Below are 12,901 nucleotides of genomic sequence, written 5' to 3' on the forward strand. Positions count from 1 at the left end.
ATTATTATAAATTCATACGCATTATTTCATTGTAAGCATCTAATGTCTTGTTTCTAAGTTGTATCATAAGATCAAGAGACAATTCTGCTTTTTGTGTGTTTATCATTAAATTGTGAACATCATCGCTTTCTCCTGTTGAAAGCTTGTATATGTCTTCGTCAACCTGCTTTTCAGCACTTATGTAATCATTTATTGCATTGTCAAAAATGGATTTGAAAAGACCGTTTCCTTTTTCGACTGTGTTTTCATTCTTGCTTAATTCAGCAATTTGGTTAATTCCCTTAATTGGTTGTATCGGTTCTATAAACATTTTTTATCTCCCTATCTCTAAAGCCTTCACTGCCATTTGTTTTGTTGTGTTAAGAGCAGTTACATTTGCCTGATACGCTCTGTATGCTTCCATCATGTCCACTGTTTCTTTAAGTGAATCAACATTGGGCATCCTTACATATCCGTTCATATCCGCATCCGGATGTTCAGGATCATAAACAAGCTTGAACTCGCTTTGATCTTCAACAATTTCCGAAACTTCCACTCCACCAGCTTCATAATCCTTAATATTTTTAACCATCATTTCCTTGAAACTGTTTTCAGAAGTCAGAACAACCATCTTTCTTCTGTAAGGTTCCCCGTTTTCTGTTCTTGTTGTATCAATGTTTGCAATATTTTCAGATATTACATCCATGCGGAATCTCTGAGCAGTAAGCCCTGATCCGCTGATATTAAGTGACTCCAAAAATGACATAACTTTCCCCCTTATTTTTTGCCTTCTGAAATAACAGACTTAAGTTTAGAAAAATAAGAATTCATTTCAGTGACTGTATACATGTACTGCAGCTGCGTCTTTGCAAGCTGGAGATTTTCTTTTTCAAGATCAACATTGTTTCCATCCAGTCGCAATGATTGATCGTTATTTTCTTCAATTAAGATGTTGCTTGATTTTATTTGATTGTTTGCTTCTGAAGTTTTTTCAGTATTATGAAGATTTGATTTAAGAATGCTTTCAAAGTCAACAAATTTGCTTTTATAACCCGGTGTGGAAAAGTTCGCTATGTTTTCCATAGTGATTTGCTGCCTGAGCCAAAGCCCGTCTAGACTCTTGTTCAATAGATTTAAACTTACATTGTTATTAAAATTCATCTTAATCTCTCCTGTTACCTTAAAAAAAGGCATAATAAAAAACATATAAAGTTTATATGTTTGCATGCGACAATAATAATTAAATTATAATTATAAAAAATAATTACATTTCCTTATTATTGGCAGCTGGCAACCATAGAATAAATATCTTTAGGCCCTGTAGCTTTGTGTCGCTGCCTTTCGGCAGGTTTACCACTTATCAATTTTTTTACTAACAAAAATAATTATAATAGAAGATTCTGCAAATTGCAAGCTTTTTCGACACGCCATATTTTGCATATTAATACTTTTGCGTGCATATATGTTGCATGGAAAAAGTTTGAATATTTTTGCTTCTTTTTTTAACAATACTGAATTATTCATGACTTTATAATTTTTGGTAATAAAAAAAGGCCTGCAAATTTTATATTTTTGCAAACCTTTGTATATTTAAAACTATTTTTGTAATAAAAATTCAAAATAGACGCAGAAAAAGTTAAGAAATTTTTAATATTTCTACTTTTTGTCTGTGTTTTTTAAACTTAACTTAATATTATTTAAGCTAATTTTGCTTATTTGTTCCGAAGCGTTAATATTAAATTCACATGTTTCAGCCAGCTCTTTTCTTGTTATTTTAATGTCCTTGGGTGCATTGATTGCTATTTTAACCTTATCCTGAGAAATTTCAGAAATTATTATCTCAATGTCATCCCCGATCAGAATGGATTCCGACTCTTTTCTTTTTATTACTAACATATGGAATCCCCCTCTTGTAATATGCTATATCTGAGAGGATAGGAATTCTGCAAAATAACTTGTTTGGCTTTTCTCGTTTTTGGATTCAATGCAATCGGACTTTTTAAATTCACAACAGAGTCCTTAATTTCTTCTTTTATAATTGCAATAACCAAAAACTTTAATTCAGATTCACCGGCTGTTTCTAAATCATTCAAGTCTTCTTCATTAACTGAAGGATCAAAACCTGTGGCAACTGCATATGGATCAATCAACACAAAAGATAAATCACTATTTTCAAGAGACTGAAGATACATAACATCATCTTCCGGTGAGTCTTTCAATATGACATATTTCTTATATTCTTCAAAACCATACATTCCACATGTGAATGTTATTTCATCTTCTTCATTTACGGCAATATATCCAAAATCTCTAGTTTTTATATTCATTTTTTACCTCATGCTCTTGTGTCTATCGCCTTATTATAAGGATTCGAACTTGGTGGAACAAAAATTGGGGTACCTACATAATTTATTTCTACCCTTGGATATTCGTTTATTATGAACTCTATACTTCCCGGAATGAAGTTTATTTGCGGTCTTTCTACATTCCAGTCAAAATTAAGTTTATCCATTTCAAAATTAATTGAAAGTTCTCCCGGTTCCCATGAAATATCAGGTCCGGTGCTCGGAGAAAATCCAATATTAAAATCAATATCGCTGAAAAATCTTCTCATGGCAATTTCAGGAATTGGATTATCCATGAAATTAATATCAAGCATTAAGTTTCCTTCTTCAGCATATCTGGCCGTAGCCTTGTATGCTGCCTGTATACCTTCTTGTGCGAAGTCTTCTACGGAACGCATTGCGCTTTTTATTCCTGCTGAATATCTTGCTTCAACAGTGTCAATATTAAGCCTTGTGGGCTTCATATGCATTTGCACTCCGCCCTTATCCCTTGTCATCTCAAATGTTGCGTTTGTATTGATTATTTCATATCGTGCCTTATTAATTTTAAATTCCATGGACATGGGAATGGTCTTAATTTCTATTAGAGGTTCAATCATAATTTCACTCCTTTATTATTTCATGAAATCAATGAAACTGTTTTGAAGAATTTTGTTTCCCATGGACAGCGCTGCATTGTACGAATACTCCTGCATCGAAAAATCAACAATTGCCTCTGCCTTATCCACTTCTTCAACTTCAACAAGCTTTTCATTTAAATTATATTGATTATCTTCATTTCTAAGCTTAAGGAAATCCAAATAATTTGTTTTTGATCCTATATCTGTTATGCTTACCAACACTTGATTTTTTTGGTCTTCAAACTCATCTAAGAACGGAGTAATTTTTTCCAGTGAATAATCATCACTTCTTAATGCATCTTTAATTTTTCCGACTAAAGTATAAAGGTTGTTAGGAACCGGCTTACCCTCAGAGTCAAGCTTGGTAATGCCATTTTTATCTAAAGCATCACTGAATCCCATGAAGCTTATTCCTGACATGGAAATGTTAAATACAGTGTCCTGACTAAGATTTCCTCCGTTAAATGTCATTCCAAGACCAAGATCTATGTTTATTACTTCCTTGGATAATTTTTCAAGCACTTCCTTGGTAGCTGCATCGTTTGAATTCACATTTACCCCTTTGTAAAGAAGTTCGCCGCTTGCATTAAGAGTAAATGGAATCTCATCTTTGCTGGTACCACCAAAAACATACCTGTCACTGAATTTTCCGTTCAATGACGCAAAAATGGATTTCTGCAGATTGTCGAGTTCCTTGGCAATTATTTCCCTATCGTCTGAACCCATTGTTCCGTTTATACCTTTTAAATAAGATTTATACACTGTCTCCAGGTTGTCACTTATTTCAGTAAGGTTTGTTTCTGCCGTTGTAAGGAATGAATCAACATCCTTTATGTTTGTATCATACATTTCAGTGCTTCTGTATTCGCGCCTAAGCTTGTATGCCTTTATTGCACTTACAGGATCCTCTGAACCCTTGAAAAATTTCCTGCCTGTTGATACCTTTTCGTTTAAATAATTCATCTCATTTGCAGATTTGTTCAAGTTTTTTATATACTTGTTAGACATCATGTTTGTAGTTATTCTCATAATCTCACCGCCTATCTAGCCATTTGGTTAATTAATGTATCCAGCATTTCATCTATTGTTGTCATAAGCCTTGCAGCTGCATTGTATGATTTGCTGTATGTAAGAAGATTTACGCCTTCTTCGTTCAAGTCAACTGAAGACAAACTGTTTCTTGAATACTCAATTTGAAACTGTGTTTCCGAATATGTTTCATAGGATGTTTCGACATCAGACACCTGAAGGTTAAGCCTTGTGGTTGTAAATGAAAGAAACTCCTGAAACGATCCTTTAAACAACACCTTATCTGTAGGATTACCACCAGTAGCAAAATCCATCTTTTCCTGAAATTTTGCTATCATTCTCAAAATGTTATCTGTAGCTCCTGTATTGTCTCCAGAAGTAATAACTGTGGTGTTCTTTATGTATGAATTTGTAGAATCAGCCCAGTTATCAGATATCTTTAAGTTTCTGGCTGTAAAACCTGTATAATCATCAGTGCCCGAGTTATTTCTAGCAGCAAATAAATAGCCTGTAATTGTTCCATCAGCATTAGTACTAATATTCAATTCATTCATTTCCGTTGCAAACTTGTTAGCCACTGTATCCAGCATTTTTTGGTAGTACTGTATGCCTTTGGTTTGTGAATCCACATCAGTTTTATCTGTAAAATCACCCTTGCCGTTTATAAATTTTATATAACCGCCAATTTGCCCCTTATCAATTAAATCGGTTAAATTTGTGTTCGTATAATCATCATCTATGTTTTTTGCAAGTTCAACTTTCACATCGTCGCTTGTACCATCCAGTTCTGATGAAAATTCAGCATACTTATCTCTGTCTACAATGTTTACCATATTGTTGTCAGACAATTTCAGCTTAATCACAAGTTCGTCGATTTTTCTCCCGGCACCTATATCAAGAGGGACCACTTCCGTTTCAATATCCAGGTAACTTGAAAGTTCATCAATGAGCATGTTTCTTTTATCATTAAGCTCCAATGCAGGATTGCCGCTTATGTTGTCTGCCTTTATCTGACTGTTGAGTTCTGCTATGTTGTCCAGGAGCTGGTTTACTTTTTCAATTGCTCCGTCCTTAAGATATGTCTGCTGTTGATCCTTGATTGTTTGTATCTGAGATGAGTAATTGTTGAACATTTGAGTCAGCATTTCTGCAGAGGTCCTTACAACTCCCTCCAGCACCGGGTCTGAAGGAGATGACGTCAATGAATGAAGCTGTTCCAAAAGATCGGAAAATTGGGCATCAAGCCCATCAGTTGTAATTTCATCAAAGACTGCTTCTAAATCGCTTAAAGCACTCAACTGAACTTCCTGGCTTCCTACCTTTGATGATTCGGTTCTATATCTCAAGTCAAGAAAAGAATCTCTGTATTGGCTTACTCCTGTTGCTTCAACTCCCTGTCCTATTACAACACCTGTAAGTCCGTATTTTAAATTGTTTGTTCTGAATGAAACTGAGTTTATGTCAACACGCTGCCTCGTATATCCTTTTGTATTAACGTTTGAAATGTTTTGACCCACTATGTCCATCTGGTTTTGACTTACCGTCAAGGCACTGGTAGCTGTTTTAAATCCTAAAAATGTTGATCTAAGCATATGTTTCTCCTTAAATTTTTTTAGAGAGCAAAAAACTTTTAGTATTGTTGTTCTTTACATCTTCATTTGAATATGTATTTTCTTTATGTCCCAGCTTGTTCATTGCCCTGTCTATCCTGCGAAGTCTAACTTCAATAACCAGCTTGCACAAATCGCTTATTTTCTTTACTTCAGTTATAAGCCTGTTCAATTCGTCATATGCTTCATTGAGAATTGCTTTATCAGTTTCATTGGACAACTCTATAATTTCTGCAAGAGTTTTATCTTTCATACCTATTTTTTCAATGTATGCTATTCTTTTTTGCTCAAGGCCCCTCATTTTCATGTAAAAAGCCTGTTCTTTTGCTACTGTTTCATCCAAAGACAACGTATCGTCTTTAATTATGAATTCGTATTTTTTATATTCCAACTCCAAAAAATTACTATAAAGCTCTGCACTTTCCCTGAGTATTTCATACAATGTTTTCATACTATCCTCTTATTTCAATAGTTTTTTGATAATTTCATCCACATCAATCTTGTATGTCTTGTTGTCGATGCTTTCTTTTATCTTTTGAATCTTCTCAGCCTGAGTTTCAGCTTCTATTTGTGAAGCAACATTTTTCTTGACATTTTCAATTTTTCCGTCTTTGTTTACGGAAGTTTTTTTAATGTCAATAACATCGTAATTTTTCACTTTTACGATTTCTTCGCTTTTTGTAGATTTTGTGCTTTTATTGTAGCCCATATAATTGTTAATGTTTTGGATTTTCATATAATACCTCTTTTATTTTTTACACATATATATTCGTCACATTTTTGAGAAAATTTAGTAGTTTTTTCAACTTATGCCAGGTTCATAATTTTCTCTTCGTCAAGTATTAATAGTACATCATTGTTTTTATGTCCCTTTGCAACTCCCTTTACGAAACCTTCCCTGCACATTTTTCGTATTTCTTCTGTTTCTTCATAGGGCGTTATATTTTCAACAGACAAAACTTCATCCACTAGAATGCCCATGAATGAATTGTCATCTTCAAACACTATAACCATTTCCTTGTAGTGGAGCTTGAAAATTTCCTTCATTTCATCCAATAACCCCAACATATACGGCATGTTTTTTTCTTTTGTTTCTTTAAACACATCCTTCAGGCATTTTTCCCTGTCGCAGTTGTCACAGTCATGTGTGCAGTTATGAACATCAATTGCAGCCTGGTGTATTTTTTTATGTGGTTCATCTATTTTTTTAAGATGGAAGTTTACAGCCTCTATGTCAGTTGTGAAATTATCATACCACTTACCGAATGCACATTGATGGGGATCAGTAGTGAGCTTAAATTCATCATCATGAGATACTGAACGTTCAAGTTCATTTACCCAGTTGGTATGGTCAGCTTTTCTGTCATCAATCATTTTTATAAACTCTTCATATTCTTCTGTAATTGATTTCATGTTGAACAAAAGTCTCAAATCAGTAAGTGGAATCACGTTTCCTCTTAAGTGAATGAGACCAAGCATGTAGTTTGGCACATTTGGAACTTTTGTTACTTTTTCAGGCAGCATGACAATTGAAGTTATTGTCCTGCTGTTCACAGTGTATAGATTTTCCTTTATTTTAAAAACAAGCCATGGAAATTCAATTTCTTCAAATTCTTCTTGAGCTTCTTCGTACATATTTTTCTCCTTCTGCAACAGATTTAATCCAGGTTGGTTATCAATTCAATTTCTTTTTCATTGAGCATTTTTTTCAGATTCATCAACAATACAATCTTATTTTCCAATTTTGCAATTCCAGTTATGTATGTGCTGACATAATCAGAACCCATTTTAGGAGGATTTGATATGTTGGCTTCACTAATTTTTGCAACTTCGTCCACAGAATCAACAATGAATCCAATATATGAACCGTTGATGCTTGTCACTATTATACAAGTTCTTTCGTCATATTGCTTTTCTTCCTTATTAAGTCTCAGCCTTACGTCAATTATAGGAATAATAGTTCCTCTTAAATTTATTACTCCCTTGGCATAGTCCGGAAACTCAGGAACCCTTGTAATTTCCTGTACCCCCACAATTTGAACAACATCAGCGATTGGAATTCCAAACAGCTGATGTTCTGTATAAAAAGTAAGATATTTATTCTTTAAAGTGTCTTCGTCCAAATTGATTTCATCGATGGTGTTTATTTTATCCTGCATGTGATCACCTCATATAATATACTGTTATTTCTTATATGATATCGTCACAAAAAGATAAAATTTAAGAAGAAATATAAAATTAATGTCTGGGATTTTTTCTAACGGTGAGAACTGCCTTTATTACTTCAGTTGTTACTTCGCTTCCTATGTCACCCAGATCGTGGATTTTCTGGTTTATGTTATCCTTGTTTGCAACAATGTACATTGGTTTTAAATTATTCAAAGCAATAGCTATTATATCTTCCTTGCAGCGATCACACCTGCAGCAGTTCATTTTTTTAAGAGTTGCATCCAGCTTGTTCAATACAAGTTTTTCCATGACGTTGTACAAAATAACGTCGTTTTTTTCTTCCTTCTTAACATTAATTTCCTTGTTTTGAAAAATTGATGTTTCCATGGGTACACTTTTTTCCGCAGGATATATTTTTTCAGCTGAAGGTAAATCTTCACCTTCCTCCTGCTCTTCTTCCTTCTTTAAATTAGTAGGCATTATTTTTTTGTACATCAATTCTCTGTCAAATGTTTTCTTAATTTTCGCCATGCGTTATATCCCTCTTTCAATAAGTTCCTTTACCAGATCCATATAATCCATGGTTGCCGGATTTTTAGGAGAATAGTTAAATATATCCTGCTGGTTCGTCTGTGCTTCCATTATGGAAACGCTGGATCTTATTGTTGATTTAAAAATACTGGTGTCAAGCTGTTGTGCTATAAGTTCGGCTGTTCCTTTTATTTCCCTGCTCAAAATTGTCCTTGGATTGAATTTTGTTAGAACAATTCCTTCAACCTTCAAATTTGGATTGCAGTACTTTTTAACTCTTTCAATTGTTTCTGAAAGCTGTGCAATCCCCTGGAGACTGAAAATATCCGCCAGCATGGGAATGATAATGTAATCTGATGCTGTAAATGCATTTACTGTCAAAATACTCAAAGCAGGAGGAGTATCTATAAATATGTAGTCATACTTGTCCTTGACTACGCTCAATTGTTCCTTAAGCAAAAATTCTCTTCCTGTCTGTGTAAACTCCAACTCGATTCCGCTCAATAAAATGTTGGAGGATATGACATCATAAGAAGGCAACTTTTGAATTGAAAATGTTGTTTTTGCCTCACCCTTCAATATTTCATAAATTGTGGGACAATCTTCAGTTTCAGCCCCCGAACTGAAACTCAAGTTAGATTGCGGGTCAAGGTCGACACACAACACTCTGTACCCTTGGCTTTTGTATCCGGCTGCAATAGCTCCTGTTGTTGTGGTCTTCCCTACTCCGCCCTTTTGGTTTGAAATTGAAATTATTTTAGCCATCTGTGAAAGCTGCTCCTTTGAAATTTTCTATTTACAAAATTGTAACAAATAATTGATAATATAACAAGGACAAAGTTTACAAAGGAAAGTATTTCACGTTATTTAAATATGGATGCAATACAATGAGGTTAGTAACGTGAATTTCGTATCGGGGGGAAGTGGAAATCTACACAGATTCATTAGAGGATTTTATAATAAATATTGTCCTAAATAAATACTCATTTGATACAAAGTAAGCCAGTGAATTTTAGATAAAAGAAGCCAACGGAGTAAGTCTGTTGGCTCTTACTACTTACTTATGGTATAATCCCTTCTTCACGAGTTGTTGAATATATGTAAGCCTAACGGCTTCATGCCCGTATATTCCTGCTGCCAGAAGGTCACCAATTTGCTCCTTTGAAATTTCTATTCTCTCTTCTCCTCTAACCAAAAGTATTTTGTCTGTAAATGCATCAGTTGTCCAAAAATCGGGTATGGTTACTTCTCCGATTGCTGGAATATTACCAATTACATTCCATACCCCATTTTTCAAACCATTATCTGTACACCAAACAGAGAATAGTGTGTTAAATTCTCTTATTGTTGCTAGCTCTTTACTGTCTTGTGAAGGGTGCAGTTCAAATAGTTCTACAAATATCGAGGGATTATCTAGTTTGAGTATCCTTCCATACCCTATATTCCCATTTTCATCTAGTCTTAATTCGAAAATATCTCCCTCAACATACTTAACTCTTTTTACCAACAATTTCACTCTCCTTCCTACTTAAATAATTCTTCTGCTGCTTTTAGATATTCATCAATTATTGGGTTAATCTTGTTAAGCATTTTTTCAAATCCCTAAGATTTCTCAAACAACATCTGTTCTGCCCCTCTAACCTGTTCAAATAACAAACCAGATTTTACTATTTAGTACTGCGTTGTGGGTAATTTCACCCCATTCGTTGTAGTGAGTCCAGCTCTCTACTTTTCCGGTCATTGGACTTGTCAGATAATCTGCCGTGCCCAGGTAATCCATGTGGTAGTACATTCCTATCTGGTTGACCTTTTCAATTAGGTTGCCCGAGCTGGTATCTACGCCGGTGATGTTGACACTTAGTCTGTCATTGCCGTAGACATAGCGGTATTCAAGACTGTTTATCTCGTACTCCATCAGTGGTTCAAAGGTCTCACTAGTATAGTCCACAACAAACTGCTTTACAACAGTGGATGTCTTGTTAAGCTCAGGGCTGGCTGCTACTACCTCCGGAGCAAGCTTATCCTTTTTGTCCTTCTTGCCTGTCTGTGGATCTACAACGACCTCTCCCGCTACCATGTTTGTCAGAGCAGATACGTCATGGTAGCCGTAAGCATTCTTTTTAATGACCCATGTATTTTCAACAAGGGCTCCTAAACCATTGTATAGGTATGCGCTGCTTTCTCCCAGCTCATTTACCCCAAGCACCATTTTGTTTGACTCGTAGTAGGTATACTCTCCGATGACGGAAACCTTGCCATTTTTTGTGTTGGTCTCTCGAATCAGATTGCCGCGCCTGTCGTAGGTGAAATCGCTCTGGGACATCCATCCGTCCTCGGCCATCAGTCTATGTAGAAAGTCATGTTGCCGTCTGCATCATAGGTGTATTCACGCACATTGCCGTTTCTGTCAGTCTACTTAATTTGTTGCTCCAATGCGTCATAGGACTGTGATGAAGTATATCCCAGAGGGTCGGTATTTCCCGTTGTATTTCCTTCGGCCTCATAATCATAGTGCAAAAATTTCCGTTTCAGTCTGTTGAAGAAATTAATCTGTCAAGAATGTCATACATATAAGTATAAGATTTACCGGCTGCATTGATTATCTCGGTGGATATTTCCATTTTATCATATAACGTCCTTGATGTGGTTTCTGAATAGTCTTCCTAGACTTATTTTCTGTCCATTTCAGCTAACAATGTCCTACTTATAAGTTCCTCAAAAGTGCTATTTGTTGGAGAGTAGACCGGTTTAGCAATCACATCGGCACCGGAAAGGGGTTCTTTGCTAGTGCATTTTATATCATTTTCTTTGATCATATGTGGCAAAGGAGCTATACTATGAGTTTCTTTCCGTGTACCTCCGCGAGTCAAAAAATCAACTAATTCAGGTGGATTGCTCAGTATTTCATCTAGAATATCACAAGGAGAAACACTGCTATGCCAATTGAATAGCCTAACCGCAATTACCTCATAAGGAATCTTTCCTGGCTTAGTTTCAGAAATTCCTATAACCTGAAGCAGTACATATTGGTTATATATTGGATTGTCATCTTTAGGGTAGAGTATCTTATATTGCAAAACACTCCCCAAAGGCCACGGGCATTTCCACGCCCCAAATGGCTTCTTAAGTTTTTTGCGAGCAGGCATTTCTGAACAAAGTGTCTCTCTTGCATGAAGTAATTCTTTTTTACGTTTAGATATAGCCTCTTTTTTCCAATACTCATGAAGAGAATCAAGCTCCCTATCAATTGAAGCAAGAGCATTTTTCTTTACTAGTTCGCTTAATCTCCCTACTTTCCACTGGGTAATCGCCAACGGAAGCCAAAATGACTGTTCAGGGTCTTCACTATATTCATTGATAATTCCTGTTTCTGCCTCTACGTCGGTTTGACCTGTTATGATCCTTTCGCGATAGTCATCCCTCACATCACAGGCTTCGTCATCATCAAATATTTTAACTCCCCAGGTTCCCATTACATTTTCCTCCTTATTAATAAATTGATTTAAATTGATTTTCGCCCAGAAAGCCACTGAGTGGCTTTCTGGGCAAGTTATGTTTGAATAGCTTCAGCAGCCTTCTTTATAAAACTGAAGAATCATATTTCAATAGTACCCAGCTGTAGATTACTGCAACTGCCCACGGACAGTCTCATGGAATAATCGTTATGCAATTTTATTGTTTAATCTTAAATTGAAATTGATAAGGTTAGACAATAACTCTTTATTATCTATATACACAACTCTCCTTTCTATGGAAGTAAATCACCAAGACTTAAATCAACTTCAAGTAACTCTGAAATTCGGTTTGCCTCTTCCAATACTTTTACCCAGTTCTTTTCAGAAATTTCACGGCGCATATTTTCCAGAGCTTCAAGGGAAAAAGATTATATTAATATTTGTTCAACAATCTTTGACTGCGTTGATGTAAGACCCGTTACAACGGGAATCATATCTCTATTAACATCTTTTCCAATAGGATGTTTGCTTACATAAAACCCCAATACCTTCTTTGCATGTTCTCTATATCTTCTATCAAAATCCTTGGTTCGTCCAACATAATAGACTTTACCGGTTACAGTATCATAATGAACATAAACCGTATTCTTGTTCCATTCCTTATTCGGATTATCAGATTTAACCGCTTCATCGACCTTCTTCTGAACATTCTCTACAATAACGCATTGAACTTGATAAAAATATTCTATAGCTTCATCAACTTGATCCAAGAATCCTTTCGCAGATGAAACAAACGATTGAATGGATGCACCGAGTAACTCGGACAGTTGTTTGATTGCATCTTGTCCTTCCGGTGTTGTCAGGTAAACTGCCGTAGCAGCTACCGCCGCAACAACCAGTCCTTCTGCTGCTGTAGCAACCGCCGCAGCTGCTACTTCACCGGTAGAATCAATCCAAGTGATAGCATTATCATTTACATAAATATATTGCGTAAACTGTACAGGGGTATCCAAATAGTTCCTGATGTCATACTTAGACGCATCCAAGATCGGATCAGTTGAAGCGAACCTTCTGTTTTGCGCATCATAGAACCTTGCTTTGGCATAGTACATACTAAGCACGCTGTCATAGTCATGGGTTGCGTAGCGCTTCACCAAATCAAG

General features: G+C 35.6%; 19 protein-coding genes and 1 riboswitch. All 19 genes read right to left on the reverse strand.

Annotation, left to right across the window (positions count from 1 at the left end; all coding sequences use genetic code 11):
* Window positions 1-4: 4 nt before the first annotated feature.
* The gene (gene fliE, locus LY60_RS13435; protein WP_145084825.1) at window positions 5-310 is read right to left on the reverse strand and encodes a flagellar hook-basal body complex protein FliE; all 306 of its coding nucleotides are present in this window, start codon (window positions 308-310) and stop codon (window positions 5-7) included.
* A 3-nt stretch (window positions 311-313) separates the two neighbouring features.
* Window positions 314-745 carry a flagellar basal body rod protein FlgC gene (gene flgC, locus LY60_RS13440; protein ID WP_145084829.1) on the reverse strand — a complete coding sequence of 144 codons (432 nt, stop codon included), beginning with the start codon at window positions 743-745 and terminating at the stop codon, window positions 314-316.
* 11 nt (window positions 746-756) lie between these two features.
* Window positions 757-1,140 carry a flagellar basal body rod protein FlgB gene (gene flgB / locus LY60_RS13445; RefSeq protein ID WP_170226226.1) on the reverse strand — a complete coding sequence of 128 codons (384 nt, stop codon included), beginning with the start codon at window positions 1,138-1,140 and terminating at the stop codon, window positions 757-759.
* Between the two features lie 118 nt (window positions 1,141-1,258).
* A riboswitch (cyclic di-GMP riboswitch) is annotated at window positions 1,259-1,344 on the reverse strand.
* Window positions 1,345-1,635: 291 nt separating this feature from the next.
* A complete protein-coding gene (locus LY60_RS13450) occupies window positions 1,636-1,875 on the reverse strand; it encodes a carbon storage regulator (RefSeq protein WP_145084835.1) in 240 nt (79 codons plus the stop codon).
* On the reverse strand, window positions 1,869-2,306 hold the full coding sequence (fliW, locus tag LY60_RS13455) for a flagellar assembly protein FliW (RefSeq protein ID WP_145084838.1): 438 nt from the start codon (window positions 2,304-2,306) through the stop codon (window positions 1,869-1,871). The genes LY60_RS13450 and fliW overlap by 7 nt, the downstream gene beginning before the upstream one ends.
* Before the next feature lie 8 nt (window positions 2,307-2,314).
* Entirely contained in the window at window positions 2,315-2,923 is a 609-nt protein-coding gene (locus LY60_RS13460; RefSeq protein ID WP_145084841.1) for a DUF6470 family protein, read from the reverse strand.
* A 15-nt stretch (window positions 2,924-2,938) separates the two neighbouring features.
* Entirely contained in the window at window positions 2,939-3,973 is a 1,035-nt protein-coding gene (locus LY60_RS13465) for a flagellin N-terminal helical domain-containing protein (protein WP_145084843.1), read from the reverse strand.
* 11 nt (window positions 3,974-3,984) lie between these two features.
* Complete coding sequence (flgK, locus tag LY60_RS13470) at window positions 3,985-5,565, reverse strand: flagellar hook-associated protein FlgK (RefSeq protein ID WP_145084846.1); 1,581 nt, start codon at window positions 5,563-5,565, stop codon at window positions 3,985-3,987.
* A gap of 10 nt (window positions 5,566-5,575) precedes the next feature.
* Entirely contained in the window at window positions 5,576-6,034 is a 459-nt protein-coding gene (locus LY60_RS13475; protein WP_145084850.1) for a flagellar protein FlgN, read from the reverse strand.
* A gap of 9 nt (window positions 6,035-6,043) precedes the next feature.
* The gene (locus tag LY60_RS13480; protein WP_145084852.1) at window positions 6,044-6,319 is read right to left on the reverse strand and encodes a flagellar biosynthesis anti-sigma factor FlgM; all 276 of its coding nucleotides are present in this window, start codon (window positions 6,317-6,319) and stop codon (window positions 6,044-6,046) included.
* A 71-nt stretch (window positions 6,320-6,390) separates the two neighbouring features.
* Window positions 6,391-7,218, reverse strand: a complete 828-nt coding sequence (locus tag LY60_RS13485; RefSeq protein ID WP_145084855.1) for a chemotaxis protein CheW — start codon at window positions 7,216-7,218, stop codon at window positions 6,391-6,393.
* A gap of 23 nt (window positions 7,219-7,241) precedes the next feature.
* Complete coding sequence (locus LY60_RS13490; RefSeq protein ID WP_145084857.1) at window positions 7,242-7,742, reverse strand: chemotaxis protein CheW; 501 nt, start codon at window positions 7,740-7,742, stop codon at window positions 7,242-7,244.
* A gap of 79 nt (window positions 7,743-7,821) precedes the next feature.
* Window positions 7,822-8,283 carry a late competence development ComFB family protein gene (locus LY60_RS13495; RefSeq protein WP_145084860.1) on the reverse strand — a complete coding sequence of 154 codons (462 nt, stop codon included), beginning with the start codon at window positions 8,281-8,283 and terminating at the stop codon, window positions 7,822-7,824.
* A gap of 3 nt (window positions 8,284-8,286) precedes the next feature.
* Window positions 8,287-9,048 carry a ParA family protein gene (locus LY60_RS13500; protein ID WP_145084863.1) on the reverse strand — a complete coding sequence of 254 codons (762 nt, stop codon included), beginning with the start codon at window positions 9,046-9,048 and terminating at the stop codon, window positions 8,287-8,289.
* 292 nt (window positions 9,049-9,340) lie between these two features.
* Window positions 9,341-9,793, reverse strand: coding sequence for an Imm26 family immunity protein (locus LY60_RS13505; protein ID WP_170226228.1), 453 nt, complete (start codon window positions 9,791-9,793; stop codon window positions 9,341-9,343).
* Between the two features lie 135 nt (window positions 9,794-9,928).
* Window positions 9,929-10,624, reverse strand: coding sequence for a hypothetical protein (locus LY60_RS13510; protein ID WP_145084869.1), 696 nt, complete (start codon window positions 10,622-10,624; stop codon window positions 9,929-9,931).
* Window positions 10,625-10,811: 187 nt separating this feature from the next.
* Window positions 10,812-10,904, reverse strand: coding sequence for an RHS repeat domain-containing protein (locus LY60_RS13520; RefSeq protein ID WP_145084872.1), 93 nt, complete (start codon window positions 10,902-10,904; stop codon window positions 10,812-10,814).
* Window positions 10,905-10,952: 48 nt separating this feature from the next.
* The gene (locus LY60_RS13525) at window positions 10,953-11,756 is read right to left on the reverse strand and encodes a hypothetical protein (RefSeq protein ID WP_145084875.1); all 804 of its coding nucleotides are present in this window, start codon (window positions 11,754-11,756) and stop codon (window positions 10,953-10,955) included.
* 410 nt (window positions 11,757-12,166) lie between these two features.
* On the reverse strand, window positions 12,167-12,901 hold a 735-nt coding region (locus tag LY60_RS13530), incomplete at its 5' end, for an RHS repeat-associated core domain-containing protein (RefSeq protein WP_212633491.1).

The sequence above is a fragment of the Sedimentibacter saalensis genome (assembly GCF_007830175.1).
Taxonomy (GTDB): domain Bacteria; phylum Bacillota; class Clostridia; order Tissierellales; family Sedimentibacteraceae; genus Sedimentibacter; species Sedimentibacter saalensis.

What these genes read in the sequence shown, in the direction of transcription:
- fliE (WP_145084825.1), bottom strand. Translation starts at nt 310, where the DNA reads ATGTTTATAGAACCGATACAACCAATTAAGGGAATTAACCAAATTGCT.
- flgC (WP_145084829.1), bottom strand. Translation starts at nt 745, where the DNA reads ATGTCATTTTTGGAGTCACTTAATATCAGCGGATCAGGGCTTACTGCT.
- flgB (WP_170226226.1), bottom strand. Translation starts at nt 1,140, where the DNA reads ATGAATTTTAATAACAATGTAAGTTTAAATCTATTGAACAAGAGTCTA.
- LY60_RS13450 (WP_145084835.1), bottom strand. Translation starts at nt 1,875, where the DNA reads ATGTTAGTAATAAAAAGAAAAGAGTCGGAATCCATTCTGATCGGGGAT.
- fliW (WP_145084838.1), bottom strand. Translation starts at nt 2,306, where the DNA reads ATGAATATAAAAACTAGAGATTTTGGATATATTGCCGTAAATGAAGAA.
- LY60_RS13460 (WP_145084841.1), bottom strand. Translation starts at nt 2,923, where the DNA reads ATGATTGAACCTCTAATAGAAATTAAGACCATTCCCATGTCCATGGAA.
- LY60_RS13465 (WP_145084843.1), bottom strand. Translation starts at nt 3,973, where the DNA reads ATGAGAATAACTACAAACATGATGTCTAACAAGTATATAAAAAACTTG.
- flgK (WP_145084846.1), bottom strand. Translation starts at nt 5,565, where the DNA reads ATGCTTAGATCAACATTTTTAGGATTTAAAACAGCTACCAGTGCCTTG.
- LY60_RS13475 (WP_145084850.1), bottom strand. Translation starts at nt 6,034, where the DNA reads ATGAAAACATTGTATGAAATACTCAGGGAAAGTGCAGAGCTTTATAGT.
- LY60_RS13480 (WP_145084852.1), bottom strand. Translation starts at nt 6,319, where the DNA reads ATGAAAATCCAAAACATTAACAATTATATGGGCTACAATAAAAGCACA.
- LY60_RS13485 (WP_145084855.1), bottom strand. Translation starts at nt 7,218, where the DNA reads ATGTACGAAGAAGCTCAAGAAGAATTTGAAGAAATTGAATTTCCATGG.
- LY60_RS13490 (WP_145084857.1), bottom strand. Translation starts at nt 7,742, where the DNA reads ATGCAGGATAAAATAAACACCATCGATGAAATCAATTTGGACGAAGAC.
- LY60_RS13495 (WP_145084860.1), bottom strand. Translation starts at nt 8,283, where the DNA reads ATGGCGAAAATTAAGAAAACATTTGACAGAGAATTGATGTACAAAAAA.
- LY60_RS13500 (WP_145084863.1), bottom strand. Translation starts at nt 9,048, where the DNA reads ATGGCTAAAATAATTTCAATTTCAAACCAAAAGGGCGGAGTAGGGAAG.
- LY60_RS13510 (WP_145084869.1), bottom strand. Translation starts at nt 10,624, where the DNA reads ATGGCCGAGGACGGATGGATGTCCCAGAGCGATTTCACCTACGACAGG.
- LY60_RS13520 (WP_145084872.1), bottom strand. Translation starts at nt 10,904, where the DNA reads ATGGAAATATCCACCGAGATAATCAATGCAGCCGGTAAATCTTATACT.
- LY60_RS13525 (WP_145084875.1), bottom strand. Translation starts at nt 11,756, where the DNA reads ATGGGAACCTGGGGAGTTAAAATATTTGATGATGACGAAGCCTGTGAT.